23 protein-coding genes are annotated in these 24,217 nt (G+C 52.3%); 21 read left to right on the forward strand and 2 right to left on the reverse strand.

Features of this window, described 5'->3' with window-relative positions:
* The first annotated feature begins 43 nt into the window (after positions 1 to 43).
* Both eno and queE read left to right on the forward strand, forming a co-directional pair.
* Positions 44 to 1,345 (forward strand): phosphopyruvate hydratase, encoded by a 1,302-nt coding sequence (gene eno / locus DW47_RS0101035; protein WP_029684462.1) that lies wholly within the window; start codon positions 44 to 46, stop codon positions 1,343 to 1,345.
* A gap of 192 nt (positions 1,346 to 1,537) precedes the next feature.
* On the forward strand, positions 1,538 to 2,209 hold the full coding sequence (queE, locus tag DW47_RS0101040) for a 7-carboxy-7-deazaguanine synthase QueE (protein ID WP_029684463.1): 672 nt from the start codon (positions 1,538 to 1,540) through the stop codon (positions 2,207 to 2,209).
* Between the two features lie 46 nt (positions 2,210 to 2,255).
* Here the strand turns inward: queE and queD are convergent, their stop codons facing one another.
* The gene (gene queD / locus DW47_RS0101045) at positions 2,256 to 2,618 is read right to left on the reverse strand and encodes a 6-carboxytetrahydropterin synthase QueD (RefSeq protein WP_029684464.1); all 363 of its coding nucleotides are present in this window, start codon (positions 2,616 to 2,618) and stop codon (positions 2,256 to 2,258) included.
* Between the two features lie 280 nt (positions 2,619 to 2,898).
* Here queD and cysJ point away from each other — a divergent pair, with 280 nt between their 5' ends.
* The 16 genes from cysJ (at position 2,899) to rpoS (ending at position 18,513) form a co-directional block, all read left to right on the forward strand.
* Entirely contained in the window at positions 2,899 to 4,713 is a 1,815-nt protein-coding gene (gene cysJ / locus DW47_RS0101050; RefSeq protein WP_029684465.1) for an NADPH-dependent assimilatory sulfite reductase flavoprotein subunit, read from the forward strand.
* Positions 4,713 to 6,425 (forward strand): assimilatory sulfite reductase (NADPH) hemoprotein subunit, encoded by a 1,713-nt coding sequence (gene cysI, locus DW47_RS0101055; protein ID WP_029684466.1) that lies wholly within the window; start codon positions 4,713 to 4,715, stop codon positions 6,423 to 6,425. Before cysJ ends, cysI begins: the two co-directional genes overlap by 1 nt.
* Before the next feature lie 11 nt (positions 6,426 to 6,436).
* A complete protein-coding gene (locus tag DW47_RS0101060) occupies positions 6,437 to 7,168 on the forward strand; it encodes a phosphoadenylyl-sulfate reductase (RefSeq protein ID WP_029684467.1) in 732 nt (243 codons plus the stop codon).
* A 170-nt stretch (positions 7,169 to 7,338) separates the two neighbouring features.
* The gene (gene cysG, locus DW47_RS0101065; protein WP_029684468.1) at positions 7,339 to 8,751 is read left to right on the forward strand and encodes a siroheme synthase CysG; all 1,413 of its coding nucleotides are present in this window, start codon (positions 7,339 to 7,341) and stop codon (positions 8,749 to 8,751) included.
* Positions 8,752 to 8,761: 10 nt separating this feature from the next.
* The gene (cysD, locus tag DW47_RS0101070) at positions 8,762 to 9,670 is read left to right on the forward strand and encodes a sulfate adenylyltransferase subunit CysD (protein WP_029684469.1); all 909 of its coding nucleotides are present in this window, start codon (positions 8,762 to 8,764) and stop codon (positions 9,668 to 9,670) included.
* Positions 9,671 to 9,680: 10 nt separating this feature from the next.
* Positions 9,681 to 11,111, forward strand: coding sequence for a sulfate adenylyltransferase subunit CysN (gene cysN, locus DW47_RS0101075; RefSeq protein ID WP_029684470.1), 1,431 nt, complete (start codon positions 9,681 to 9,683; stop codon positions 11,109 to 11,111).
* Positions 11,111 to 11,716 (forward strand): adenylyl-sulfate kinase, encoded by a 606-nt coding sequence (cysC, locus tag DW47_RS0101080; RefSeq protein WP_029684471.1) that lies wholly within the window; start codon positions 11,111 to 11,113, stop codon positions 11,714 to 11,716. The genes cysN and cysC overlap by 1 nt, the downstream gene beginning before the upstream one ends.
* 46 nt (positions 11,717 to 11,762) lie before the next feature.
* The gene (locus DW47_RS0101085) at positions 11,763 to 12,086 is read left to right on the forward strand and encodes a DUF3561 family protein (protein WP_029684473.1); all 324 of its coding nucleotides are present in this window, start codon (positions 11,763 to 11,765) and stop codon (positions 12,084 to 12,086) included.
* Between the two features lie 160 nt (positions 12,087 to 12,246).
* Positions 12,247 to 12,564, forward strand: coding sequence for a cell division protein FtsB (gene ftsB / locus DW47_RS0101090; RefSeq protein WP_029684474.1), 318 nt, complete (start codon positions 12,247 to 12,249; stop codon positions 12,562 to 12,564).
* Between the two features lie 9 nt (positions 12,565 to 12,573).
* Positions 12,574 to 13,290, forward strand: a complete 717-nt coding sequence (ispD, locus tag DW47_RS0101095; RefSeq protein WP_029684475.1) for a 2-C-methyl-D-erythritol 4-phosphate cytidylyltransferase — start codon at positions 12,574 to 12,576, stop codon at positions 13,288 to 13,290.
* On the forward strand, positions 13,290 to 13,769 hold the full coding sequence (gene ispF, locus DW47_RS0101100; RefSeq protein WP_029684476.1) for a 2-C-methyl-D-erythritol 2,4-cyclodiphosphate synthase: 480 nt from the start codon (positions 13,290 to 13,292) through the stop codon (positions 13,767 to 13,769). The genes ispD and ispF overlap by 1 nt, the downstream gene beginning before the upstream one ends.
* A complete protein-coding gene (gene truD, locus DW47_RS0101105) occupies positions 13,766 to 14,815 on the forward strand; it encodes a tRNA pseudouridine(13) synthase TruD (RefSeq protein WP_029684478.1) in 1,050 nt (349 codons plus the stop codon). Before ispF ends, truD begins: the two co-directional genes overlap by 4 nt.
* The gene (gene surE / locus DW47_RS0101110) at positions 14,796 to 15,557 is read left to right on the forward strand and encodes a 5'/3'-nucleotidase SurE (protein ID WP_029684479.1); all 762 of its coding nucleotides are present in this window, start codon (positions 14,796 to 14,798) and stop codon (positions 15,555 to 15,557) included. The genes truD and surE overlap by 20 nt, the downstream gene beginning before the upstream one ends.
* Positions 15,551 to 16,177 (forward strand): protein-L-isoaspartate(D-aspartate) O-methyltransferase, encoded by a 627-nt coding sequence (locus DW47_RS0101115; protein ID WP_029684480.1) that lies wholly within the window; start codon positions 15,551 to 15,553, stop codon positions 16,175 to 16,177. Before surE ends, DW47_RS0101115 begins: the two co-directional genes overlap by 7 nt.
* Before the next feature lie 146 nt (positions 16,178 to 16,323).
* Positions 16,324 to 17,475, forward strand: coding sequence for a murein hydrolase activator NlpD (gene nlpD / locus DW47_RS0101120; RefSeq protein WP_029684481.1), 1,152 nt, complete (start codon positions 16,324 to 16,326; stop codon positions 17,473 to 17,475).
* A 48-nt stretch (positions 17,476 to 17,523) separates the two neighbouring features.
* Complete coding sequence (gene rpoS / locus DW47_RS0101125; RefSeq protein ID WP_029684482.1) at positions 17,524 to 18,513, forward strand: RNA polymerase sigma factor RpoS; 990 nt, start codon at positions 17,524 to 17,526, stop codon at positions 18,511 to 18,513.
* A gap of 124 nt (positions 18,514 to 18,637) precedes the next feature.
* Here rpoS and mutS read toward each other — a convergent pair whose 3' ends face one another.
* Positions 18,638 to 21,199, reverse strand: a complete 2,562-nt coding sequence (gene mutS / locus DW47_RS0101130; RefSeq protein WP_029684483.1) for a DNA mismatch repair protein MutS — start codon at positions 21,197 to 21,199, stop codon at positions 18,638 to 18,640.
* A 1,014-nt stretch (positions 21,200 to 22,213) separates the two neighbouring features.
* On the opposite strand from mutS, the gene DW47_RS0101135 reads away from it, so the two are divergent.
* From DW47_RS0101135 to DW47_RS0101145, 3 genes are read left to right on the forward strand one after another with little or no spacing between them, the layout of a single operon-like run.
* Positions 22,214 to 22,678 (forward strand): STM2901 family protein, encoded by a 465-nt coding sequence (locus DW47_RS0101135; protein WP_029684484.1) that lies wholly within the window; start codon positions 22,214 to 22,216, stop codon positions 22,676 to 22,678.
* Complete coding sequence (locus DW47_RS0101140; protein ID WP_029684485.1) at positions 22,672 to 22,998, forward strand: DUF1493 family protein; 327 nt, start codon at positions 22,672 to 22,674, stop codon at positions 22,996 to 22,998. The genes DW47_RS0101135 and DW47_RS0101140 overlap by 7 nt, the downstream gene beginning before the upstream one ends.
* An 18-nt stretch (positions 22,999 to 23,016) precedes the next feature.
* Positions 23,017 to 23,502 (forward strand): Hcp family type VI secretion system effector, encoded by a 486-nt coding sequence (locus DW47_RS0101145; protein ID WP_029684486.1) that lies wholly within the window; start codon positions 23,017 to 23,019, stop codon positions 23,500 to 23,502.
* Positions 23,503 to 24,217 lie beyond the last annotated feature (715 nt).

Genomic DNA, 24,217 nt, shown 5'->3' on the forward strand with positions numbered 1-24,217 from the left:
AGGATTAAGAAGTTTTAGCTTAACTTGTACTGAGGAAAAACGAATGTCCAAAATCGTAAAAGTCATCGGTCGCGAAATCATCGACTCACGTGGTAACCCGACTGTTGAAGCAGAAGTGCACCTGGAAGGTGGTTTCGTTGGACTGGCCGCGGCTCCTTCTGGCGCTTCCACGGGTTCACGTGAAGCACTGGAACTGCGTGATGGCGATAAATCTCGTTTCCTGGGCAAAGGGGTCACTAAAGCCGTTGCTGCCGTAAACGGCCCAATTGCTGACGCGGTCACTGGCAAAGATGCGAAAGACCAGGCGAATATCGATAAGATCATGATCGAGCTCGACGGTACCGACAACAAATCCAAGTTCGGTGCTAACGCCATCCTGGCCGTCTCTCTGGCCGTGGCCAAAGCCGCAGCAGCCTCTAAAGGCCTGCCACTGTACGCACACATTGCTGAGCTAAACGGTACTGCCGGTAAGTTCTCTATGCCGCTGCCGATGATGAACATCATCAATGGTGGTGAGCACGCCGACAACAACGTCGATATTCAAGAATTTATGATCCAACCGGTGGGCGCTGCCAGCATCAAAGACGCGATCCGCATCGGTTCTGAAGTGTTCCATCACTTGGCGAAAGTGCTGAAGGCGAAAGGCCTGAATACCGCCGTCGGTGACGAGGGCGGTTACGCACCTAACCTCTCTTCTAACGCCGAAGCACTGGCAGTGATCGCTGAAGCGGTGAAGGCCGCCGGTTACGAGTTAGGCAAAGATATCACCCTGGCGATGGACTGTGCCGCCTCTGAGTTCTACAACAAAGAAACCGGTAACTATGAACTGAAAGGCGAGGGTAAAACCTTCACTTCTCAGGAATTCACTCATTACCTGGAAGAGTTGACCAAAGAGTATCCGATCGTCTCGATTGAAGATGGTCTGGACGAATCTGACTGGGACGGCTTTGCTTACCAGACGAAAGTACTGGGCGACAAGCTGCAGCTGGTCGGTGATGATCTGTTTGTGACTAATACTAAGATCCTGAAAGAAGGTATCGAAAAAGGTATCGCAAACTCCATCCTGATCAAATTCAACCAGATCGGTTCACTGACCGAAACCCTGGCCGCGATCAAAATGGCGAAAGATGCCGGTTACACTGCCGTGATCTCTCACCGCTCCGGTGAAACCGAAGATGCGACTATCGCTGACTTGGCGGTAGGGACTGCTGCGGGCCAGATCAAAACCGGTTCAATGAGCCGTTCTGACCGTGTTGCTAAGTACAACCAGCTGATCCGTATCGAAGAAGCACTGGGCCACAAAGCACAGTTCAACGGACGTAAAGAGATCAAAGGCCAAGCATAACCGCCGCTGCTCTCTGTGTCTTAAGCCTCTTGGGGAAACCCGAGGGGCTTTTTTGTGTCTGTAAAAACTCCCCCCCGCCCTCCTAATTTCGGCAAACCGCCCCGAAAGTGCGCTCTAAAGGTATCGGACATGATCTGATCGGCAGGATCTGCAATAATAGCCGATTATTGAACCGTTCAGACTGAGTGAGTGATGCAGTACCCGATAAACGAAATGTTTCAGACCCTTCAGGGCGAAGGCTATTACACCGGCGTGCCGGCCATTTTTATCCGTCTGCAAGGCTGCCCAGTAGGATGCAGTTGGTGTGATACCAAGCATACTTGGGAGATGACGGCAGAAAATGAAGTCCCGGTGGGCGATATTCTGGTGAAAACCGTGGAAAGCGAACAGTGGGGGAATGCCGAAGCGCTCACCATCCTGAAGATGATCTTTGATCAGCAGTGGACCGCTAAGCACGTGGTGATCACCGGTGGTGAGCCGGCCATCTATGATTTGCGTCCGCTCACCGAGGCACTAGAAGCCTTCGGCTACAGCTGTCAGATCGAAACCAGCGGTACCCACCCGATCCGTTGTTCCGAACAAACCTGGGTCACTGTCTCACCGAAAGTGAATATGCGTGGCGGTTACGATGTGCTGTTACCGGCCCTGCAACGCGCCAATGAAATCAAGCATCCGGTGGCTCGCCAGCGTGATGTCGAGGCGTTAGAGGCACTGCTATCACAACTGGATGATGAGAAGTCGCGTATCATTGCGCTGCAGCCAATCAGCTGTAAAAAAGAGGCGACAGAACTCTGCATTGCGACCTGTATCGAGCGTAACTGGCGTCTGTCGATGCAGACCCATAAATACCTGAATATTGCCTGAGTTATTCGCCTGTTGGCAGGTGCGGATCACTGTGCGATCCGCCCTGTTATCCGCGATAGACACAACCGGCGGTGCAAGTCTCTTTGATCATCACTGCACTCAGCAGTGGCAATTCTGGCTTCATCTTCTGCCAGATCCAGGCTGCCAACACTTCACTGGTCGGGTTTTCTAATCCGTCAATCTCGTTCAGATAATGATGATCTAACTGATCATACAGGGGCTTGAAGCGTGCTTTCAGCTCAGCGAAGTCCATCACCCAGCCAGTATGCGGGTCCACTTCGCCGGTAATTTCTAAACGAACCAGAAAAGAGTGCCCGTGAAGGCGACCGCATTTGTGTCCTGCAGGAACATGCGGCAGATAGTGAGCCGCCTCGAACTGAAATTCTTTAAATAGCGTTGTAACAGACATAATTTACCCTGGTGATTAAAGCCGCAGATTCTACCGCAAAACCACAGATATCTCACATTTTTCCCGACCTTTTACGCTGCAACCGATCCCATTCTTCTGTTATAGCCCGTCGGCGTTCTACTTACCACTTTTAGTGGTTAATAATAGTTATAAAACCCGTTAGGTAATTTGGTTATGTGATATGCACAACCTGTCTTTTACGGGCATACTCTCTCCGTTAACCTTACAGTCTGTATTTCTTTTTTCTTTTTCCGCCGATGATACTGGAATCATAAACGTAATGACCAATCAGGCCCCTCAGCTTCCGCTTTCGGCGGAACAACTCACACAATTGCAATCTGCGACTCAGGATTTCTCTGTTACGCAACTGGCATGGCTTTCCGGCTATTTTTGGGGACGTATCAGTGGTGATCCCCAGGACAATACGGCTTCCGCCCTGACGGCTAAGACCCCGCAGGCGGCAGCCCCGACGCCGACCGTCACGCTGTTATCGGCCTCTCAGACCGGTAATGCCCGTCGTTTGGCGGAGCAGGTCCGTGATGATCTACTGGCCCATGACATTGCGGTGAATCTGATTAACGCCGGTGACTACAAATTCAAGCAGATCGCCCAGGAAAAATGGTTGGTGGTGGTGACCTCTACCCAAGGGGAAGGTGAGCCACCAGAAGAAGCGGTCGCGTTACATAAATATTTGATGTCGAAAAAAGCCCCTAAGCTGAATGAGACCGCCTTTGCGGTGTTTGGCTTGGGTGACAGCTCCTACGAATTTTTCTGCCAAGCCGGTAAAGACTTCGACCAACGTCTGGCTGACCTCGGCGCAGAGCGTCTGTTGGATCGGGGTGATGCGGACGTCGATTATCAGGCGGCGGCGGATGCTTGGCGTGAGCAGGTGGTAGCGACCCTTAAGCAGCGTCTGCCAGCCTCTAGCGCCAGTCAGGTGTCTCAGGCGGCGGCGGGTGCCAGCGATGAAATCGACAGCACGCCATACACTAAAGAGCAGCCACTGGTGGCGACGCTCTCCGTTAGCCAGAAAATTACCGGTGACGACTCACAGAAAGATATCCGTCACTTGGAAATTGATCTCGGTGAATCCGGTCTGCGCTATACCCCGGGCGATGCCTTGGGGGTCTGGTTTGATAACGACCCGGCATTGGTTCAGGAACTGCTGGATCTGCTGGTGCTGGATGGCAGCCAGAGCATCAGCCTGAACGGTGAACCGCTGCCGCTGGCACAGGCCTTACAGAAACACTTAGAACTGACGGTGAATACTGCACAGATCGTCGAAAAATATGCACACCTGTCCGCTAACAGTGAACTGTTGGCGTTGGTCGGTGACAAAGCCTCGTTACAGGCTTATGCCCAGCAATGGCCAATTGTCGATATGGTGCGCCACGCACCGGCAGAGCTGAGTGCGGAACAACTGACCGAACTGCTGCGTCCTCTGACGCCACGCCTGTACTCGATTGCCTCTTCTCAGGCAGAGACCGCCGATGAAGTGCATATCACGGTCGGTGCCGTGCGTTATGAAATTGAAGGCCGTGAGCGTACCGGTGGGGCTTCAGGCTTCCTAGCAGACCGTCTGGCTGAAGATGAGGAAGTGCGGATCTTTATCGAGCATAACGATAACTTCCGTCTGCCAGCAAACCCACAGGCACCGGTGATTATGATCGGTCCAGGTACTGGGATTGCACCGTTTCGTGCCTTTATCCAGCAGCGCGACAATGACGGTGCTGAAGGTAAAAACTGGTTATTCTTCGGTAATCCGCACTTCACTGAAGACTTCCTCTATCAGGTTGAATGGCAGAAATACGTCAAGGATGGCGTGTTGACCAATATTGACCTGGCCTGGTCTCGTGATCAGCAGGAAAAAATCTATGTGCAGGATAAGCTGCGCGAGAAAGGGGCTGAAGTCTGGCGCTGGATCCAAGATGGCGCCCATCTGTATGTGTGTGGGGATGCTACCCGCATGGCCCGCGACGTTGAGCAGGCGCTGATCGATATCATTGCTGAGCATGGTCAGATGGACCCAGAGTCAGCGGACGAATATTTGAGTGAGCTGCGCGTAGCGCGCCGTTACCAGCGAGATGTGTACTAATGAGTAATCAAAATCCCGGCCCGTTAGTGGTGGAAGGCAAACTGACCGATGCAGAGCGCCTGAAAAAAGAGAGTAACTTTCTGCGTGGCACCATCACTGACGACCTGACCGATGGTCTGACCGGTGGCTTTCGCGGCGATAACTTCCTGCTGATCCGTTTCCACGGCATGTACCAGCAGGATGACCGTGATATTCGTGCTGCCCGTGCTGAGCAGAAGCTGGAGCCGCGTCATGCCATGATGCTGCGTTGTCGCTTGCCTGGCGGGATCATCACGCCACAGCAGTGGCTGGCGATCGATAAGTTTGCCACCGACAAAACCCTATATGGCAGCATTCGTCTGACCAACCGTCAGACCTTCCAGTTCCACGGTATTCTGAAAAAGAACGTGAAGCCGGTACATCAGATGCTGCACGAAATCGGTCTGGATGCCCTGGCGACAGCCAATGACGTTAACCGTAACGTGCTCTGCACCTCTAACCCGGTGGAGTCTGAACTGCACCAGGAAGCGTACCAATGGGCCAAGCGTATTTCTGAGCATTTGTTACCTCAGACCCGCGCCTATGCGGAAATTTGGTGGGATCAGGAAAAAGTTGCCACCACCGATGTTGAGCCGATCCTCGGTGAAACCTATCTGCCGCGTAAATTCAAAACTACGGTAGTGATCCCGCCGAACAATGATGTCGATTTGCACGCCAATGACATGAACTTTGTGGCGGTGGCCGAAAACGGCAAGCTGGTAGGCTTTAACCTGTTGCTGGGCGGTGGCTTATCCATCGATCACGGTAACAAAGCGACCTATGCCCGCACCGCCAGTGAGATCGGTTTCCTGCCTTTAGACAAGACGCTGGACGTGGCCGAAGCGGTTGTAACCACGCAGCGTGATTGGGGTAACCGTACCGATCGTAAAAACGCCAAGACCAAGTACACCCTTGAGCGTGTCGGTGTCGAGGTGTTTAAAGCGGAAGTTGAGAAGCGTGCTGGCCTGAGCTTTGAGGCGATCCGTCCTTACGAATTCACCACCCGTGGTGACCGCTTTGGCTGGATCAAGGGTATTGATAATCAGTGGCACCTGACCCTGTTTATCGAGAATGGCCGTCTGCTCGACTATCCGGGCCGTCCGCTGAAAAGCGGTATTGCCGAGATCGCCAAAATCCACACAGGGGATTTCCGCCTAACGGCCAACCAAAACCTGATTGTCGCCGGTGTTTCGGAACAGAATAAACAGGCTATCGACGATCTGGCCCGCCAACACGGCCTGATGGAATCGGTCACGGCACAGCGTGAGAACTCCATGGCCTGTGTTGCTTTCCCGACCTGTCCGCTGGCGATGGCCGAAGCTGAGCGCTTCCTGCCATCCTTTGTCGGGCATGTGGAAGGCATCATGCAGCACCATGGCGTCGGTGACGAACATATTGTCCTGCGTGTCACCGGTTGCCCGAACGGTTGTGGACGTGCACTGCTGGCAGAAGTTGGATTGGTGGGGAAAGCGCCGGGGCGCTATAATTTACACCTTGGTGGTAACCGTATCGGTACTCGCATACCGCGTATGTACCGTGAGAATATTAACGAGCAGGAAATTCTGTCGATCCTCGATGAATTGATCGGCCGCTGGGCCACCGAGCGTCAGCCTGAAGAAGGCTTCGGGGACTTTGTGATCCGCGCCGGTGTGATCCGTCCGGTTCTCGACCCGGCCCGTGATTTCTGGGAATAACGGAGGTAAAGATGTCTCTTGAGTTATCTGAACTGAAAAAACTGGATAAAACCCAGCAGCAGCAGGCACTCAGCGAGGTGAATCAGCAGCTGGAAACCCTGACTGCGGAACAGCGTGTCAGCTGGGCGCTGGAAAACTTGCCGGGTCAGTTTGTACTGAGTTCCAGTTTTGGGATCCAGGCGGCGGTCTGTCTGCATCTGGTCACCCGTCAGCAGCCGGATATTCCGGTGATCCTGACCGATACCGGCTATCTGTTCCCGGAGACCTATCAGTTTATCGACAGTCTTACCGAAAAGTTGAAGCTGAACCTGCAAATATTTAAAGCTAAAGAGTCACCGGCTTGGCAGGAAGCTCGCTACGGCAAGCTGTGGGAGCAGGGCGTTGAGGGGATTGAGCAATACAATACCTTGAATAAGGTTGAACCGATGAATCGTGCACTGGAAAGCCTGAATGCCGGTACTTGGTTCGCCGGCTTGCGCCGTGAGCAATCCGAAAGCCGCGCGCATCTGCCGGTACTCTCTGTGCAGCGTGGAGTGTTTAAAATTCTGCCGATTATCGATTGGGACAACCGCCAGGTATATCAGTACCTGAAACAGCATGGACTGGAATACCATCCGCTGTGGGAGCAGGGTTACTTGTCGGTTGGCGATACCCACACTACCCGTAAATGGGAACCGGGTATGGCAGAAGAAGAAACCCGCTTCTTCGGCCTGAAGCGTGAGTGTGGTCTGCACGAAGGTTAAATGCCTATGCCGTACAGTGATGCTGTACGGCATTTTTTATGGCTGTCCCGATCCCGCCAGTAGCGGGGGTATATTCCATTCAGTTACTGCTCATTCCAAATCGACATTTCAAACCTGCGTCAGCAGTCGTATAGTCAATAATATTCTAAGTTAAGAACAATAAGGTGCCTGTGGATTACCTTCCCCTGTTTGCAGAGCTCTCCGGCCGACCCGTGCTAGTGGTCGGCGGCGGAGAAATTGCTGCACGTAAAATTAGCCTGCTACGCCGGGCCGGGGCGCGCATTTCTGTCGTAACCCGCGAATTTGGCACCGAACTGAATGCCCTGTATCAACAGCAGCAAATCAGCTGGCTGGCAACGGAATTTGAGCCTTCGCAGCTGGATAATGTCTTTCTAGTGATCGCTGCGACCAATGATAATGAACTGAACCAACATGTCTATGATGCCGCGCAACAACGTCATAAATTTGTGAACGTGGTCGATGATCAGGCACGTTGCAGCTTTATTTTTCCGTCGATTGTCGATCGTTCACCGTTGATTGTGGCGATCTCTTCGGCGGGCAAAGCCCCGGTACTGGCACGTTTCTGGCGCGAAAAACTGGAGGCATTGCTGCCTTCAAGCCTGGGAGAGGTCGCGCGTATTGCCGGAGAATGGCGTGATCGTGTTAAGCAGACCTTGCCGGATGTCACTCGTCGTCGTTATTTTTGGGAGCGGTTATTCAGTGGCCGTTTCTCCGCCTTGATTGCTAGCGGACAGATTGAGGCGGCCCAACAGATTGCTGAACAGGAGCTCAACCAGCAGCAAAGCCCACAGGGTGAGATTTACTTGGTAGGCGCAGGGCCGGGTGATCCAGGGCTACTGACGCTACGCGGATTGCAGGTGCTGCAACTCGCGGACGTGGTGCTTTACGATTATCTTGTCAGCGATGAGATCCTCGACCTGACACGCCGCGATGCGGAACGTATCTGCGTCGGCAAGCGCGCTGGTGCTCACTTGGTGATCCAAGATGAGACCAACCGCCTGCTGGTTAAATTGGCACAGGAAGGCAAACGGGTGGTGCGGCTAAAAGGTGGTGATCCCTTTATATTCGGCCGTGGTGGGGAAGAGTTGCAGGTGGCAGCTCAGGCCGGTATCCCTTTTCAGGTGGTACCAGGGATCACCGCTGCCTCCGGTGCAACGGCTTATGCCGGTATTCCGTTAACCCACCGCGATCACTCTCAGAGTGTACTGTTTATTACCGGCCATTGCCGTCCGGGTAGTGAACTGGACTGGCCATCGCTGGCCAGAGCTCGGCAGACACTGGCGATTTATATGGGGGCAGTCAATGCGGAAACCATTAGCCGCGAACTGATCGCCCATGGCCGTGATGGCTCGACGCCGGTGGCCATTATTAGCCGCGGGACCCGTGCCGATCAACAGGTGCTCAAAGGCACTCTCGCCGGATTGAATGACCTGGCGCAACAGGCCCCGTCTCCGGCATTACTGGTTATTGGTGAGGTGGTTCTATTACAGGATCAGCTTGCCTGGTTTCAAACTTCATCTGCGCAGGATAACGATACCCTGCCAATGCCCCCTTCTGTTTGAGGAAAGTTGTATGGATCAGAAACGATTGACTCATCTGCGCCAGCTGGAAGCAGAGAGTATTCATATCATCCGTGAGGTGGCTGCTGAGTTCAGCAACCCTGTGATGATGTATTCCATTGGTAAAGATTCCTCAGTGATGCTGCACCTGGCCCGCAAAGCCTTCTATCCGGGAACCTTGCCATTCCCGCTGTTGCATGTGGATACCGGTTGGAAATTCCGTGAAATGTACGAGTTCCGTGATCGCACCGTGAAAAATATCGGTGCCGAGCTACTGGTACACCGTAATCCGGAAGGTGTGGCAATGGGGATTAACCCCTTTGTTCACGGCAGTGCCAAGCATACTGACATTATGAAAACCGAAGGTCTGAAACAGGCCCTGAATAAATACGGTTTTGATGCCGCCTTCGGCGGTGCTCGCCGCGACGAAGAGAAATCGCGCGCTAAAGAGCGTATCTACTCGTTCCGTGATCGTTTCCACCGCTGGGACCCGAAAAATCAGCGTCCGGAGTTATGGCACAACTATAACGGCCAAATCAATAAAGGCGAGAGCATCCGTGTGTTCCCGTTATCGAACTGGACCGAGTTAGATATCTGGCAGTACATCTTCTTGGAAAATATCGAAATTGTTCCACTTTACCTGGCAGCAGAGCGTCCGGTGTTGGAACGTGACGGGATGCTGATGATGATCGATGATGATCGTATCGACCTGCAACCTGGCGAAGAGATCAAAAACCGCATGGTGCGCTTTCGTACCCTCGGCTGCTGGCCACTGACCGGTGCCGTGGAATCTCAGGCAGAAACTTTGCCAGAGATTATCGAAGAGATGCTGGTTTCGACCACCAGTGAACGCCAGGGCCGAGTGATTGACCGTGATCAGTCAGGCTCTATGGAACTGAAAAAACGCCAAGGATATTTCTAAGGAAACCGCCATGAACGAAGTATTAGCACAAGAAATTGCCGCTCAGGGGGGCGTAGAAGCCTGGCTGACCGCTCAGCAACATAAAAGCCTGCTGCGTTTTCTGACCTGCGGCAGTGTCGATGATGGCAAAAGTACCCTGATTGGCCGTCTGTTACATGACACTCGTCAGATTTACGAAGATCAGCTGTCTTCACTGCAAAACGACAGTAAGCGTCACGGTACCCAAGGCGAAAAATTGGATTTGGCACTGCTGGTGGATGGCTTACAGGCAGAACGTGAGCAGGGCATCACTATCGATGTGGCGTACCGCTATTTTTCGACCGAAAAGCGTAAGTTTATTATTGCCGATACCCCAGGCCACGAGCAGTACACGCGGAATATGGCAACCGGTGCTTCAACCTGTGACCTGTCGATTCTACTGATCGATGCCCGTAAAGGGGTACTCGACCAGACCCGTCGTCACAGCTATATCTCCACTCTGCTAGGGATCAAACACTTGGTGGTGGCAGTCAACAAAATGGACTTGGTCGATTTCCAAGAGCAGGTATTTGAGGATATCCGTCAGGATTACCTCGACTTTGCCAGCCAGTTGCCGGATGACCTGGATATCCGCTTTGTGCCACTGTCTGCACTAACCGGCGACAATGTTGCCAGCAATAGCGAAAACATGCCTTGGTATACTGGCCCGACGCTGCTAGAAATTCTGGAAACCGTTGAGGTGATCCCACCGACTGCCGAGCAGCCGATGCGTTTCCCAGTGCAGTACGTCAACCGTCCTAACCTCGATTTCCGTGGTTATGCTGGGACTTTGGCTGCCGGTACAGTGACCGTCGGTCAAAAGGTCAAAGTGCTACCGTCCGGAGTCAGTTCCTCTATCGCTCGTATTGTCACCTTTGATGGTGATCTGCAACAGGCGTCGGTGGGCGAGGCGGTGACCTTGGTGTTGAATGATGAAGTGGACATCAGCCGTGGCGATCTGCTGGTGGATGCAGGGGAAACCCTGAACGCGGTGCAATCTGCGGAAGTGGAAGTGGTGTGGATGGCTGAGCAATCCCTGAAAGCGGGCAGCTCCTACCAGATCAAAGTGGCCGGGAAACAGGCCCGTGCTACCGTTGACCGTATCTTGCATCAGGTAAATATCAACACCCTAGAAACCTCAGAAACTGATGAGTTACCGCTCAATGGTATCGGTCGTGTGGTCCTGACGTTTGACGAACCGATGGTCCTGGATAGCTATCAGCAAAACCCTGTCACCGGTGGACTGATCTTTATCGATCGTCTGAGCAATGTCACTGTGGGGGCTGGCATGGTGTCTGCACTGCTGGAAGATGACACGGCCAGCGCCGGTTCAGCATACGGTGCCTTTGAACTGGAGTTAAATGCCCTGGTTCGTAAGCACTTCCCACACTGGGGTGCCCGTGATCTGACCGGAGGCCGTTAATGGCCTCCCATGATGAAAACGTGGTCTGGCATGCGCACAGCATCACCCGCGACGACCGTCAGCAACGGCAGGGACATCGCGGTGGGGTCATCTGGTTTACTGGGCTGTCTGGCTCCGGTAAATCGACCCTGGCGGATGAGGTCGAGCAGCGCCTGTTTCAGCAGGGAGTGAGTACCTTCCTGCTGGACGGGGACAACGTCCGCCATGGACTGTGCCGGGATCTCGGTTTTAGCGATGCAGACCGTAAAGAAAATATCCGCCGTGTTGGCGAAGTGGCGAAATTGATGGCGGATGCTGGCTTGCTGGTATTGACCGCGTTCATTTCGCCGCATCGCAGTGAGCGGCAGATGGTCAGAGAGTTGCTGGAACCAGGACAGTTTATCGAGGTATTTGTCGATACCCCTTTGGCAGTATGCGAAGCCCGTGATCCGAAAGGGCTGTACCGCAAAGCCCGTGCGGGGGAATTGACCAATTTCACCGGTATTGATGCCGTCTATGAAGCGCCGGAGCAACCGGAACTGCATCTTGACGGAGAACAATTGGTTACAAAACTGAGTGATGAAATCATCGATCTGCTACGTAGGAAAGATATTATCGATCTCTGAGATTACAGGGCGGTTTTCAGCCCTGTAACGAGTTAACAGGATCGCTATGCAGAACGTCACTCCATTACTTACCAGACAACCCGTTCCCCCCGAAGATCGAGGCGGTGCCTCACTCTCCGGTGGAGTGATCGGGCTGTTTGCCTACCTTTTCGCGCTGATTACACCGTTTTTCTACTTCGGTGCCAGTGTGCTATTTTTCTTTCTGTATACTTGGCCTTTCTTCCTGGCATTGCTGCCGGTGTCTGTGATTGTTGGGATTGCACTGAGTATTTGGCTGAATCGTCGGCTAGTGCTGACCTTGCTGTTTACCCTCCTGATTGTGATTTGTTGTTTCTGGCTGTTATTTTCTTGCCTTGCCGGGTGGAATTAACCGGTTTTCTAAGGCTTGCAGTGGCTGAAATGACCGTCAACAGCCATACTCACCGCCATATTTCATACAGAATTATCATCAAAAGCACGACATTTTGGCTGACGCAGTGGAGTCCGGCGAAAAGTTATGGGATGATTGAGCGGTTTTTCAGGGGGCTGGGATGGGAAAACTGACAATATTGTTACTGATTTTACTCGGCTGGTTACAATACTCATTGTGGCTGGGTAAAAACGGTATTCATGATTACACCACGGTGGATCAGGAAGTCGCGGTACAGCAGGCGAGTAACGCAAAACTAAAATCGCGTAATGATCAGCTGTTCGCGGAAATCGATGACCTGAACGAAGGTTCTGAGGCCATTGAAGAGCGGGCACGTAATGAGCTAGGAATGATACGTCCTGGCGAAACGTTCTATCGTCTGGTGACAGAGCAGAATAAACACACTGCACAATCTGCGGTACCAAACCAACAACAATAAAAGACCACAATGAATAGCACCGTATCCTTTCCGGATGTGATTGCTGTCGTTCCGGCTGCCGGTATCGGTAGCCGGATGCAATCCGATCGTCCGAAACAGTACATGACTATCGGTCAGCGTACTTTGCTTGAATACAGCATTGCCTCGTTATTCAGTCATCCAGCCATTACCAAAGTGGTCGTCGCGTTACATCCACAGGATGATCAGTTTCTGACCTTGCCGTTGGCGGCAGACCCACGAGTGATCACCGTAATCGGTGGTGATACCCGTGCAGAGTCGGTGGCGGCCGGTCTCGGCGTGATTAACGATGCTGACTGGGTGCTGGTTCATGATGCCGCCCGGCCCTGCCTACACCCGCGGGACTTAGCACGCTTAATCGCCCTGACCGCTGAAAGCCCTGTCGGCGGGATCCTGGCCGCCCCGGTGAATGACACCATGAAACGTGCCACCGCGGATCGCCGTGATATTGCCCATACGGTGGACCGTGAATCGCTGTGGCATGCACTGACGCCGCAACTTTTTCCACGGCAACTGTTGATTCAGTGCTTAAGCCGAGCGATGTCCGACGGGGCGGAAATCACTGATGAAGCCTCCGCCCTCGAATACTGCGGTTATCACCCGCAACTGGTGCCTGGACGCAGTGATAATATTAAGGTTACCCGTCCTGAAGACCTGGCACTGGCAGATTTCTTTTTAACCCGCAGACAGACAGAGGAGAACCCCTGATGCGTATCGGTCATGGTTTTGATGTTCACGCTTTTGGCGGAGAAGGTCCGCTGGTCATCGGCGGAGTGAGAGTTCCTTTTGAGCAGGGCTTCCTCGCCCATTCAGACGGTGATGTGGCGCTGCACGCACTGACTGACGCATTATTAGGCGCGGTCGCGATGGGGGATATAGGCAAACTGTTCCCAGATACCGATCCGGCATTTAAAGGTGCCGACAGTCGTGGTCTGCTGCGTGAAGCATGGTCACGGATCCGTGAAAAAGGCTATCAGATTGGTAATGTCGATGTGACACTGATTGCTCAAGCACCCAAGATGTTACCGCATATTCCGCAGATGCGGGTCAATATTGCTGAAGATCTCGGTTGCCATATGGACCAGGTTAATGTGAAAGCCACCACTACCGAAAAGTTAGGCTTTACTGGCCGTGGCGAAGGTATTGCCTGTGAAGCGGTGGCGCTACTGACCAAGGTGTCTGCATGACGCTCAGTGAACTTCACTATTTGCACGGTAAACCACAGGCCAGTGGTGTGCTGCGTGCCAGTGCCGATGACTTCCGTGTTATTGAGGACTTAGGTTATTCCCCAGATGGGGAAGGGGAGCAATTGCTGGTACGGCTACGTAAGACCGGCTGCAATACCCGTTTTGTTGCCGATGCGCTGGCTCGCTATCTGAAAATTCCGGCCCGTGAAGTGAGCTTTGCCGGCATGAAAGATCGCCATGCTGTCACAGAGCAGACGTTTTGTCTGCGACTGCCCGGTAAAGAGATGCCGGACATGAGCGGTTTTAGCCTCGAAGGCTGTGAGATCCTACAGGTGACTCGCCATAAGCGTAAAATCCGTACCGGTGCGCTGGCGGGCAATGCGTTTAGTCTTGTCTTGAGGGAGATCAGTGACCGTCAAGCCACAGAGGCGCGGTTAGCGCTGATCCGCGAGGCCGGTGCGGTAAACTATTTCGGCGAGCAGCGTTTTGGTCGCAATGGTCACAACTTGACGATGGTCGATCAGTGGGCGCGTGGCGAGATCACCGTTCGTGATCGGAATAAACGCAGCCTACTACTTTCTGCGGCGCGCAGTGCTATCTTTAATCAGGTAACCAGTGCGCGACTGGCGGCACAGGGGGATCTCCAGACACTGTTACCCGGTGACTGTGTCCAACTGACCGGACGGGGCAGCTGGTTTGTGGCGATCCCTGAAGAGATGGACGATATCCGCCAGCGCCTCGACCGCCAAGAACTCCGTCTGACTGCGCCGCTAGCCGGACGAGGGGAGGTGGGGCCTAGAGAGCAAGCACAACAGTTCGAGCAACAGATCCTTGACCAGTATCCGCAACTGTTGACGCTACTGTGTAACGAGAAAACCGATGCTGCCCGCCGCGCCATGCTGGTGGTCCCGCAAAATATGGTCTGGCAATGGCTGGATGATGCCACGCTGGTCCTAGAATTTTGGCTACCAGCAGGTAGCTTTGCCACCAGTGTGGTCCGTGAACTACTACAACAGGGAGGTGCGATTGAGGATCTTGCTGAGTAATGACGATGGCGTATTTGCGCCAGGGATCCAGACGCTGGCGACGGCACTCCGTCGCATGGCGGAAGTACAGATTGTGGCACCTGACCGCAACCGCAGCGGGGCCTCTAATGCGCTGACTCTTGAAGCGCCACTGCGGACATTTACCCATGGTAACGGGGATATCGCCGTGCAGATGGGCACCCCCACGGACTGTGTGTTTCTGGGGGTCAATGCGCTGGTGCAACCTAAACCCGATATCGTGGTCTCAGGCATTAACGCTGGGGCGAATCTCGGTGATGATGTGATCTACTCAGGCACGGTGGCCGCGGCGATGGAGGGCCGTCATCTGGGGCTGCCAGCCCTAGCAGTGTCACTGTGCGGACAACATCATTATGAAACCGCGGCGGCGGCGACCTGCGCTATTTTGCAGGCACTACAACGTGTGCCATTACGTACTGGACGGATACTGAATATCAATGTGCCTGATCTGCCTTTATCAGAGATAAAAGGTTATCAGGTGACCCGTTGCGGTCGCCGTCATCCGGCAGACCAGGTAATCACCCAACAGGATCCTCGTGGCGAAACCATTTATTGGATCGGACCTCTGGGGAGCACCTTGGATGCGGGGCCAGGTACCGACTTTGCGGCGATTGAGCAGGGATATATTTCTGTGACTGCCCTGGATGCTGACCTGACCGCACATCGTGCTCAGGAAAAACTGGCAGACTGGCTCAACCAGGCCGAGGTGGCATTGCCATGCTAAACAAACGCATTGAGATGTTGCTGGAACAACTGCGTCGGCAGGGGATCAGCGATGAGCATATTTTACGTGCCATCGCTGAGGTTCCGCGTGATCATTTCATTGACGAAGCGTTTGAACATAAAGCCTGGGACAACAATGCGTTGCCTATTGGCTACGGGCAGACCATTTCTCAGCCCTATATGGTGGCGAGAATGACCGAGTTGTTGGGGTTAACCCCGCAATCACGGGTGCTAGAAATCGGCACAGGATCCGGTTATCAGACTGCGATACTGGCTCATCTGGTGGATCATGTTTATTCTGTTGAACGAATCAAGGGATTGCAGTGGCATGCCAAACGGCGGTTGAAGCATCTCGACTTGCACAACATCTCTACCCGTCATGGTGACGGCTGGCTGGGATGGCCGTCGCGAGGTCCATTTGATGCTATTATTGTGACCGCGGCGCCACCGGAAGTCCCCGTTGAGCTGTGTAAGCAGCTGAATGAACAAGGGATAATGGTTTTACCGGTCGGCGAAGAGCAGCAGGTTTTGCGAAGAATTCAGCGCAGCGGTGACACCTTTAGCGATGATGTGATAGAGCCGGTGCGTTTTGTCCCATTGATTCAGGGGGATCTCGCCTGACAGGCGACTCCTCACTATTACAGGTTGCGATGTCTGAGGCTGACCGGAATGTCAGCCTCAGCCGCCTTTTCTCTGGCTGTACCGGCGTTCACAGTTGAGGCTGTCCGGTAGGGCCATACCTTTTCCTAATGTATTCCGGGGGATCGATGAGCACGGGAAGCACGCTTTTTCAGTCATTTCCACTACGCCGTCTGGCGACTTTAACTCTGGCGGCTATTGCCCTCGCAGGATGCAGTTCCGGCGACAATGCCGGTGCACCGATTTCGGCGATCAATGGCAGTGCCGGGGGACACCGTTCTACCGCAGAGAGCAACAGCGTTACCCCGGCACCAGTGATTAATAATACTGTACCAACAGGCCCTGGCAGCAGTATGTCGGTAAGCCCACAGCGAGAGGTTGTGTCACAACCTGTTACACAATCCAATATTCAGACACCAGTCCAGACTGACAACGGGCATATCGTCTACAACCGCTCTTATGGGAATATTCCCAAAGGCAGCTATAATGGACCAACCTACACCGTAAAACGCGGCGATACCCTGTTCTATATCGCTTGGATCACCGGTAATGATTTTCGTGATCTCGCCCAGCGTAACAATGTTGCCGCGCCCTATGCCTTGAGCGTCGGGCAGGTTCTTCAAGTGGGTAACAGTAGCGGACAACCTCTGACCGGAAATAATGCATTATCAATCGCTGATTCCTCTCAGCAAACGACATCTCAATCGGTTAAACCTATAGCACGCCCGGTTGCGCAGCAACCTGTTATTACGTATTCTGATGATTCAGGTGACGAAACACACAGCACCGTAAGCAGTGGAAGTAAGCTGTTACCGTCGAAATCGCCGGTGGTAGGAAGTGCCTCCGCACCCATTACCGCACCGACAACTCCGCCGACAGCTAGCAGTACCTCTGTCAGTTCAGCACCTATTACCACCTGGCGCTGGCCGACCGAAGGCCGGATCATAGACAACTTCTCCGCAGCGGAAGGCGGCAATAAAGGTATCGATATTGCCGGGACACGAGGTCAGCCAGTGCTGGCGACAGCTGCCGGTAGAGTGGTATATGCCGGTAATGCTCTCAGAGGGTACGGAAACTTGATCATTATTAAACATAATGATGATTATCTGAGTGCTTACGCCCACAACGATACGATGCTGGTCCGCGAGCAGCAGGAAGTCAGCGCCGGACAGAAAATTGCGACCATGGGGAGCACAGGAACCAGTTCCACCAGACTGCATTTTGAAATTCGTTACAAAGGAAAATCCGTCAATCCGCTACGGTACTTACCGCAGCGATAGCTGGCAGAGCTGAGATGGCTCTGCCCGGGATAAGGGGAGGAGCCATTGATGAGCCGGAACACACTTAAAGTTGATGAGTTACAAGAAGATGCTTTTGACGAGAATGGCAATGAAGTTTTCGATGAAAATGCACTGGTAGCAAATGACTCTAAAGAAGACAACGCAGCTGATGAAGAAGCGCTGTCTCAGGTAACCACTCAACGTGCATTGGATGCGACACAGCTCTACCTTGGGGAAATCGGATTTTCTCCGTTACTGACTGCAGAAGAAGAGGTGTTCTTCGCACGTCGAGCTTTACGCGGTGATGTGGCAGCACGTCGTCGTATGATTGAAAGTAACCTACGCCTGGTAGTGAAAATTTCCCGGCGTTACAGCAATCGCGGACTGGCCCTTCTGGATCTTATCGAAGAAGGTAACTTGGGTTTAATCCGTGCGGTTGAAAAGTTTGACCCTGAAAAAGGGTTCCGTTTTTCAACGTATGCAACCTGGTGGATCCGTCAGACCATTGAGCGGGCAATTATGAACCAGACTCGTACTATTCGTCTGCCGATTCATATTGTTAAAGAGCTGAATGTCTATCTGCGTACCGCCCGTGAACTGGCCCATGTGCTGGATCATGAACCGAGTGCCGAAGAGATTGCTGAACAACTGGATAAACCGGTTGATGATGTCAGCAGAATGCTGAAATTAAACGAACGAATTACCTCTGTTGATACTCCGTTAGGAGGGGATTCAGACAAGGCACTGTTGGATATTTTGTCAGATGACAATGACACCGGGCCTGAAGATCGTACCCAGAACAATGATATGAAACAGAGCATTGTGAAATGGTTGTACGAATTGAATCCGAAACAGCGTGAAGTTCTGGCCCGCCGCTTTGGGCTGCTGGGCTATGAAGCCGCGACACTGGAAGATGTCGGGCAGGAAATTTCTCTGACCCGTGAACGTGTCCGCCAAATCCAGGTGGAAGGTTTGCGTCGGTTACGAGAGATCTTACAGGGACAGGGTCTTAGCATTGAAGCTTTGTTCCGCGAGTAACAGGATGTTATCGCGAAACGGACCGTTTTCAAGGATGAGATAAGAGAGCAGCCTGTGTAAACAGGCTGTTTTTTTTTTGTCTATTCCCCGATCCGCCGTATCTACTGGCGGCCAGGGAGACCGACTAGACCAAGTTTTTCAAACGATACAACCATTCCAGCGCCTGACGCGGGGTCAGACTGTCCGGGTCCAGGGCTTCCAACGCTTCTACCGCTGGGGAGACCTCAGCACTGAGCAGCGGTAATTGAGGGCCTTGCGTAGACTGCGCAGGCTGTTGCGCTGACAACACTTCCAGTTCCCGTAACTTCTGGCGGGCACGTTTAATCACATCTTTAGGCACACCTGCCAGTGCCGCGACGGCCAACCCGTAACTTTTGCTGGCCGGTCCCTCTTGCACGCTATGCATAAAAGCAATGCTGTCACCGTGTTCAGTGGCGTTGAGATGGACGTTGACGACCCCTTCCAGATTTTCGGGCAAAGCTGTCAATTCAAAATAGTGGGTCGCGAACAGGGTCATTGCTTTGATCCGGTTTGCCAAACTTTCCGCACAGGCCCAGGCCAGGGACAGACCATCATAGGTTGAGGTACCGCGGCCAATTTCATCCATCAGCACTAAGCTATTTGCGGTGGCATTGTGCAGAATATTCGCGGTCTCGGTCATCTCCACCATAAAGGTAGAACGGCCGGAAGCCAGATCATCCGCAGCCCCGACACGGGTAAAAATACGGTCGATGGGGCCCAGTGTGACCGCTTCTGCCGGGACATAGCTACCGGTCCAAGCCAGCAGCGCAATCAGGGCCGTCTGGCGCATATAGGTACTTTTACCGCCCATATTTGGGCCGGTAATGATCAGCATCCGCCGTTGTGGTGACAGCGCCAGCGGGTTAGCAATAAATGGCTCTTTTAAGACCTGTTCGACCACGGGGTGGCGGCCCTCACGCAGGCTGATCCCTGGCGTTTCCTGTAGCTGGGGGCAGCAGTAATTTAAAGTCAGTGCGCGTTCTGCCAAGTTGGCTAAGACATCCAGTTCCGAGAGCGCAGCTGCACTGCGCTGTAGGGCTTCGAGATGCGGCAGTAGCTGATCGAACAGGGCATCATACAGTTGCTTCTCCAAGGCCAAGGCTTTGCCTTTGGAGGTCAGGACTTTATCTTCGTATTCTTTCAGCTCAGGAATAATATAACGTTCGGCGTTCTTCAGGGTCTGACGGCGTACATAGTGCATCGGCACCAGATGGCTCTGCCCGCGACTGACCTGAATAAAGTAGCCATGGACCGCATTAAAGCCGACTTTGAGGGTATCCAGCCCCAGCTTTTCACGCTCACGGATTTCCAGTTTATCCAGGTAATCGGTAGCGCCGTCGGCCAGCGCCCGCCATTCGTCCAACTCTTCATGATAGCCGGGGGCGATCACCCCCCCGTCCCTGACCAAAACTGGCGGAGTTTCAATGATGGCGCGTTCCAGCAACTCACGCAGCTCTGAGAAATCACCACTCTGTTGGGCCAGTTTATTCAGCCCCGGGCTACTCACCTCTGCCAAGCAGTGCTGGATCTCAGGCAGCTGACGGAAGGCATGGCGCATCCGTGCGAGATCACGGGGACGCGCCGTTCGCAGCGCCAGACGTGCCAAGATCCGCTCGAGATCACCGACTTGGTGTAAAAGTGGCTGGAGATCGTCGCTGATCTCTTGCAGTTCAGCGATAGAGGTTTGCCGTTGTCTGATGATATCGGCATCACGCAGCGGCATATGCAGCCAGCGTTTCAGCATACGGCTACCCATCGGTGTGACGGTTTTATCCATCACCGCCGCCAAGGTGTTATCGGTGCCCCCGGCCATATTCAAGGTAATTTCCAGGTTACGGCGGGTCGCCGCATCCATAATAATCGTATCCTGCTGACGTAGCATACTCAGCGAACGAATATGAGGTAAGGAAGTGCGCTGAGTATCGCGGGCATACTGCAATAAGCAACCGGCGGCAGGTAAGGCCAACTGCGCCTGCTCGACCCCAAAGCCCCGTAAATCACGGGTGCCAAATTGCAGGTTAAGTTGCTGACGGGCCGTGCTGATATCAAACTCCCAAATAGGACGGCGACGCAGCCCACGACGCCCCTCAACCAGCGCCATCGCGCTAAAGTCCTCAGGATAAAGCAGTTCAGAGGGATTGGTACGCTGTAGCTCTGCCGCTAAGGCTTGCTCATCCTCCGGTTCGGTCAGCAGAAAGCGACCCGAACTGATATCCAGGGTGGCATAACCAAAGCCCTGACCTTTTTGGCTGTGATAGACCGCAGCCAACAGGTTATCCTGTCGCTCGTTGAGCAGGGCTTCGTCACTGATGGTGCCGGGCGTGACAATGCGCACCACTTTGCGCTCTACCGGCCCCTTGCTCAGTGCCGGATCACCGGTCTGTTCACAGATAGCCACTGACTCACCCAACTGCACCAACTTCGCCAGATAGCCTTCAACGGCATGATAGGGCACTCCCGCCATCGGGATCGGTTGTCCGGCGGAAGCGCCGCGTTTGGTCAGTGAGATATCCAGTAACTGCGAAGCCTTACGGGCATCATCAAAGAACAGTTCATAGAAATCCCCCATCCGGTAGAACAGTAAAATGTCCGGATGCTCGGCTTTTAGCCGTAGGTACTGCTGCATCATCGGGGTGTGGGAATCAAGGTTCTCTAAGGTACTCATAGTGTTGAGATGTCCATTACTTTAAATGAGAGCGTTAAGCGATTTTATGATTATGATGGATTATCGGCTTAAGTCGCCGGGTCTTATGAATTATCCGCCAAGCACTGCACAGTAAGCAGTTATCGGCCGCTAGAATGATCCATAAGTACATGCCGCGTATGATAACGGAGAGCGCTGGACAGGAAAACCAGTGACGAGTCGGTTTTACGACAGTGCTCGAAATAAAGGACATTTCACGGTGATGCCTAATCGCTGAGCATCTGGCGCGATAACGGGCTATCTGGCATTGTTGGGAAGCCGCATCACCAATAGTTATTCAGCCGCGTGAAAAATGGGCTTAACTCTGACAGTATTATCATCAATAAAGCAAGCCACCGCCCTGACCAAACTACCGCTTGTTCTCGGTTTTGTCCTCGTTATCTCGCCAGCCGTTAAGGTGGTCACTGCTGTAAACCCCTACACATTGGTGGTTCGTCTGTAAGCGGGAAGAGCAGGCCGTAACTGCTTGCGGTTACGCTGTGCAGGCTATTAAATCCCCTTCGTTAACAGCGACCACCGCGGGTCGTATCTCTCCCACGCTCTGGTTACATCTCATTCCCTAAAGGTTTTATTGTTGGTGGGTCACGACAGATGACTTTATTAGTGAAAAAATCTTAATTGGTTTTCTTCGTTCGACTAAATAACTGCAACTGTGATCGGTTTCGGGTCTTTGTTCTGCCGTTGTGTGTAGAGTGCTTCAAGTTGCAAGGAATGCACAGTTACAACGCGAAGGATAAAGCGATGACAGTAACTGTTCGACAGGATGTGCCTAACACACCGAACACCCCGCAGCGTGGCCTGCTTATTGGCAATATCCCCCGAAAACTTAATAGCCTCAGCTAGTTAGGTTCGACTCCTATTATCGCCCTCATTTCGTTATGCAAAACCAGACTTTTCTCGGAGGGAATTTTTCTCCTATTTTATTGCGTAGGTGTACGGTAAGTGAGCAAATCATTAAAGATTATAAGGTTACTGATGGATACAGTAGAAGAGCTGAACGGAACGTACTTTTATGCGGGAAAATCGAATCTAAGTGCTGCCGAACTTCTGTTTATGATTTTTTGTGAGAATACCGCCAGCCAGTTTGGGATCGGTGTTGCGGATTTTGGGGCAGTCGTTGCCCTTGTTGCGGGAAGAAATAATTTAGGGACGAGGGGGAAATTTGCCAATACGACAAAAGGAACCTCTTACGCTTCAAAGGCTGCACGAGCTGTTTTTAAGAAGAATAAATTCCCCTTTGGTCTCTCACTTCCGACCTGGTTAGGAGGTTATACACCCTGGACGGCTCGTCGTGTTATGGTTCGTAACATTGCGTCGTTTGTTGGCCGTTCAATTCCCTTGATTGGTCAAATTATACTTGCTTCTGATGTGTCGCAAATTGCCTACCGCACACTACTCGATTACAACACCTTAGCACGGGGCAACGATAAGTTATGGTAGAGAGTATCGAACAGCGCGTTTATGAGCTTGTACAACCTTATGCTGGCACGTATCTGTTCACCATTAAGCAGGTGAAGCTAACCCCTGAAACTGATCTCGATACCGATTTAGGTATTGATGAGCTTGAAGCCGAAGATCTCATGAATGAATTTTTCGAGAAACTCAACGTTGAGCGCGACAACTTCAAGATAGAAACCTACTTTCCCAATCTCCCTTTTTCATGGAATCCGTTCAAGAAAACGGAACCCGTACCCGTTCCAGATTTTACTATCGGTATGCTGATCGAGTCAGCTAAAGCTGGGAAATGGTTGTACGACTAATAGCAAGGAGCTTAATAAATGGCTGTACCTGTTCACCTCATTTTAAAAGACGATGGCGGTTCTCAGATTATGGGATCTTGTGATGTTCACGGACGTGATGGAAGCATAGAGTTACGCAGTTTGCAGCATGGCGTTGTTATTCCAACGGATCCCCTCACTGGTAAAGTTACAGGTAGCCGTCAACACTGCTCTTTTAATTTCACCAAAGAGATCGATAGTTCATCACCTTACCTGTTTAAAGCAGTTGCAACAGGCCAAACACTTAAAAGTGCTGAATTTCAGTTCTACCGGATTAATTACAGTGGGCAAGAGGAAATTTATTACACGATCACTTTAGAAAATGTGAAAGTGGTTAGCCATAGCCCTGTTATGCACGATACCCGCAACGTAACAGGTACAGGACATATGGAAGATGTTTCCTTGAGCTATGAGAAAATCAGCCATCTTTATCAAGACGGTAACATTCTTCATTCTGATGCGTGGAACGAGAAGAAACAAGCCTAACCGCATAAACAAAGGGGGCATTGCGCCTATTCGATTATTCATCCACATCATAAGTAAATGTAGCTAGCTGCCTGTCATCGCCGGAATCTGCTCTGATGTTGCGAAGCGCGAGCGCTAAACCATTATGGGTAAAATACTGCAAGGTGAGTAAATTGCACTCAATAGCACTTTGCACGGGCTTTGTTGAATAAATCAGATTTCGGGTAAGTATCTCCGTAGCTGTTTGTTTTTTCAGGCAGTACGCACGTTTTCAAGTATGCCTGCCTTGGTTATTTTGTATTCAACTGCGGGAAAAACTTTTATAACTCTGACAGTATTATCATCAATAAAGCAAGCCACCGCCCTGACCAAACTACCGCTTGTTCTCGGTTTTGTCCTCGTCATCTCGCCACCCGTTAAGGTGGTCGCTGCAGTAAACCCCGACATATCATTGATAGTTCAGTCTGTTAGCGTGAAGAGCACTCCGTGAGTGCTTGCGGTTACGCTGTTCAGGCTTATTGATGATCTAAAATCCGATTCGGTAACAGCGACCACCGCGGGTCGTATCTCTCCCACGCTCTGGTTACATCTCATTCCCTAAAGGTTTTATTGTTGGTGGGTCACGACAGATGACTTTATTAGTGAAAAAATCTTAATTGGTTTTCTTTGTTCGACTAAATAACTGCAACTGTGATCGGTTTCGGGTCTTTATGCTGATGTTGTGTGTAGAGTATAT

The sequence above is a fragment of the Tatumella saanichensis genome, assembly GCF_000439375.1.
GTDB lineage: Bacteria > Pseudomonadota > Gammaproteobacteria > Enterobacterales > Enterobacteriaceae > Tatumella > Tatumella saanichensis.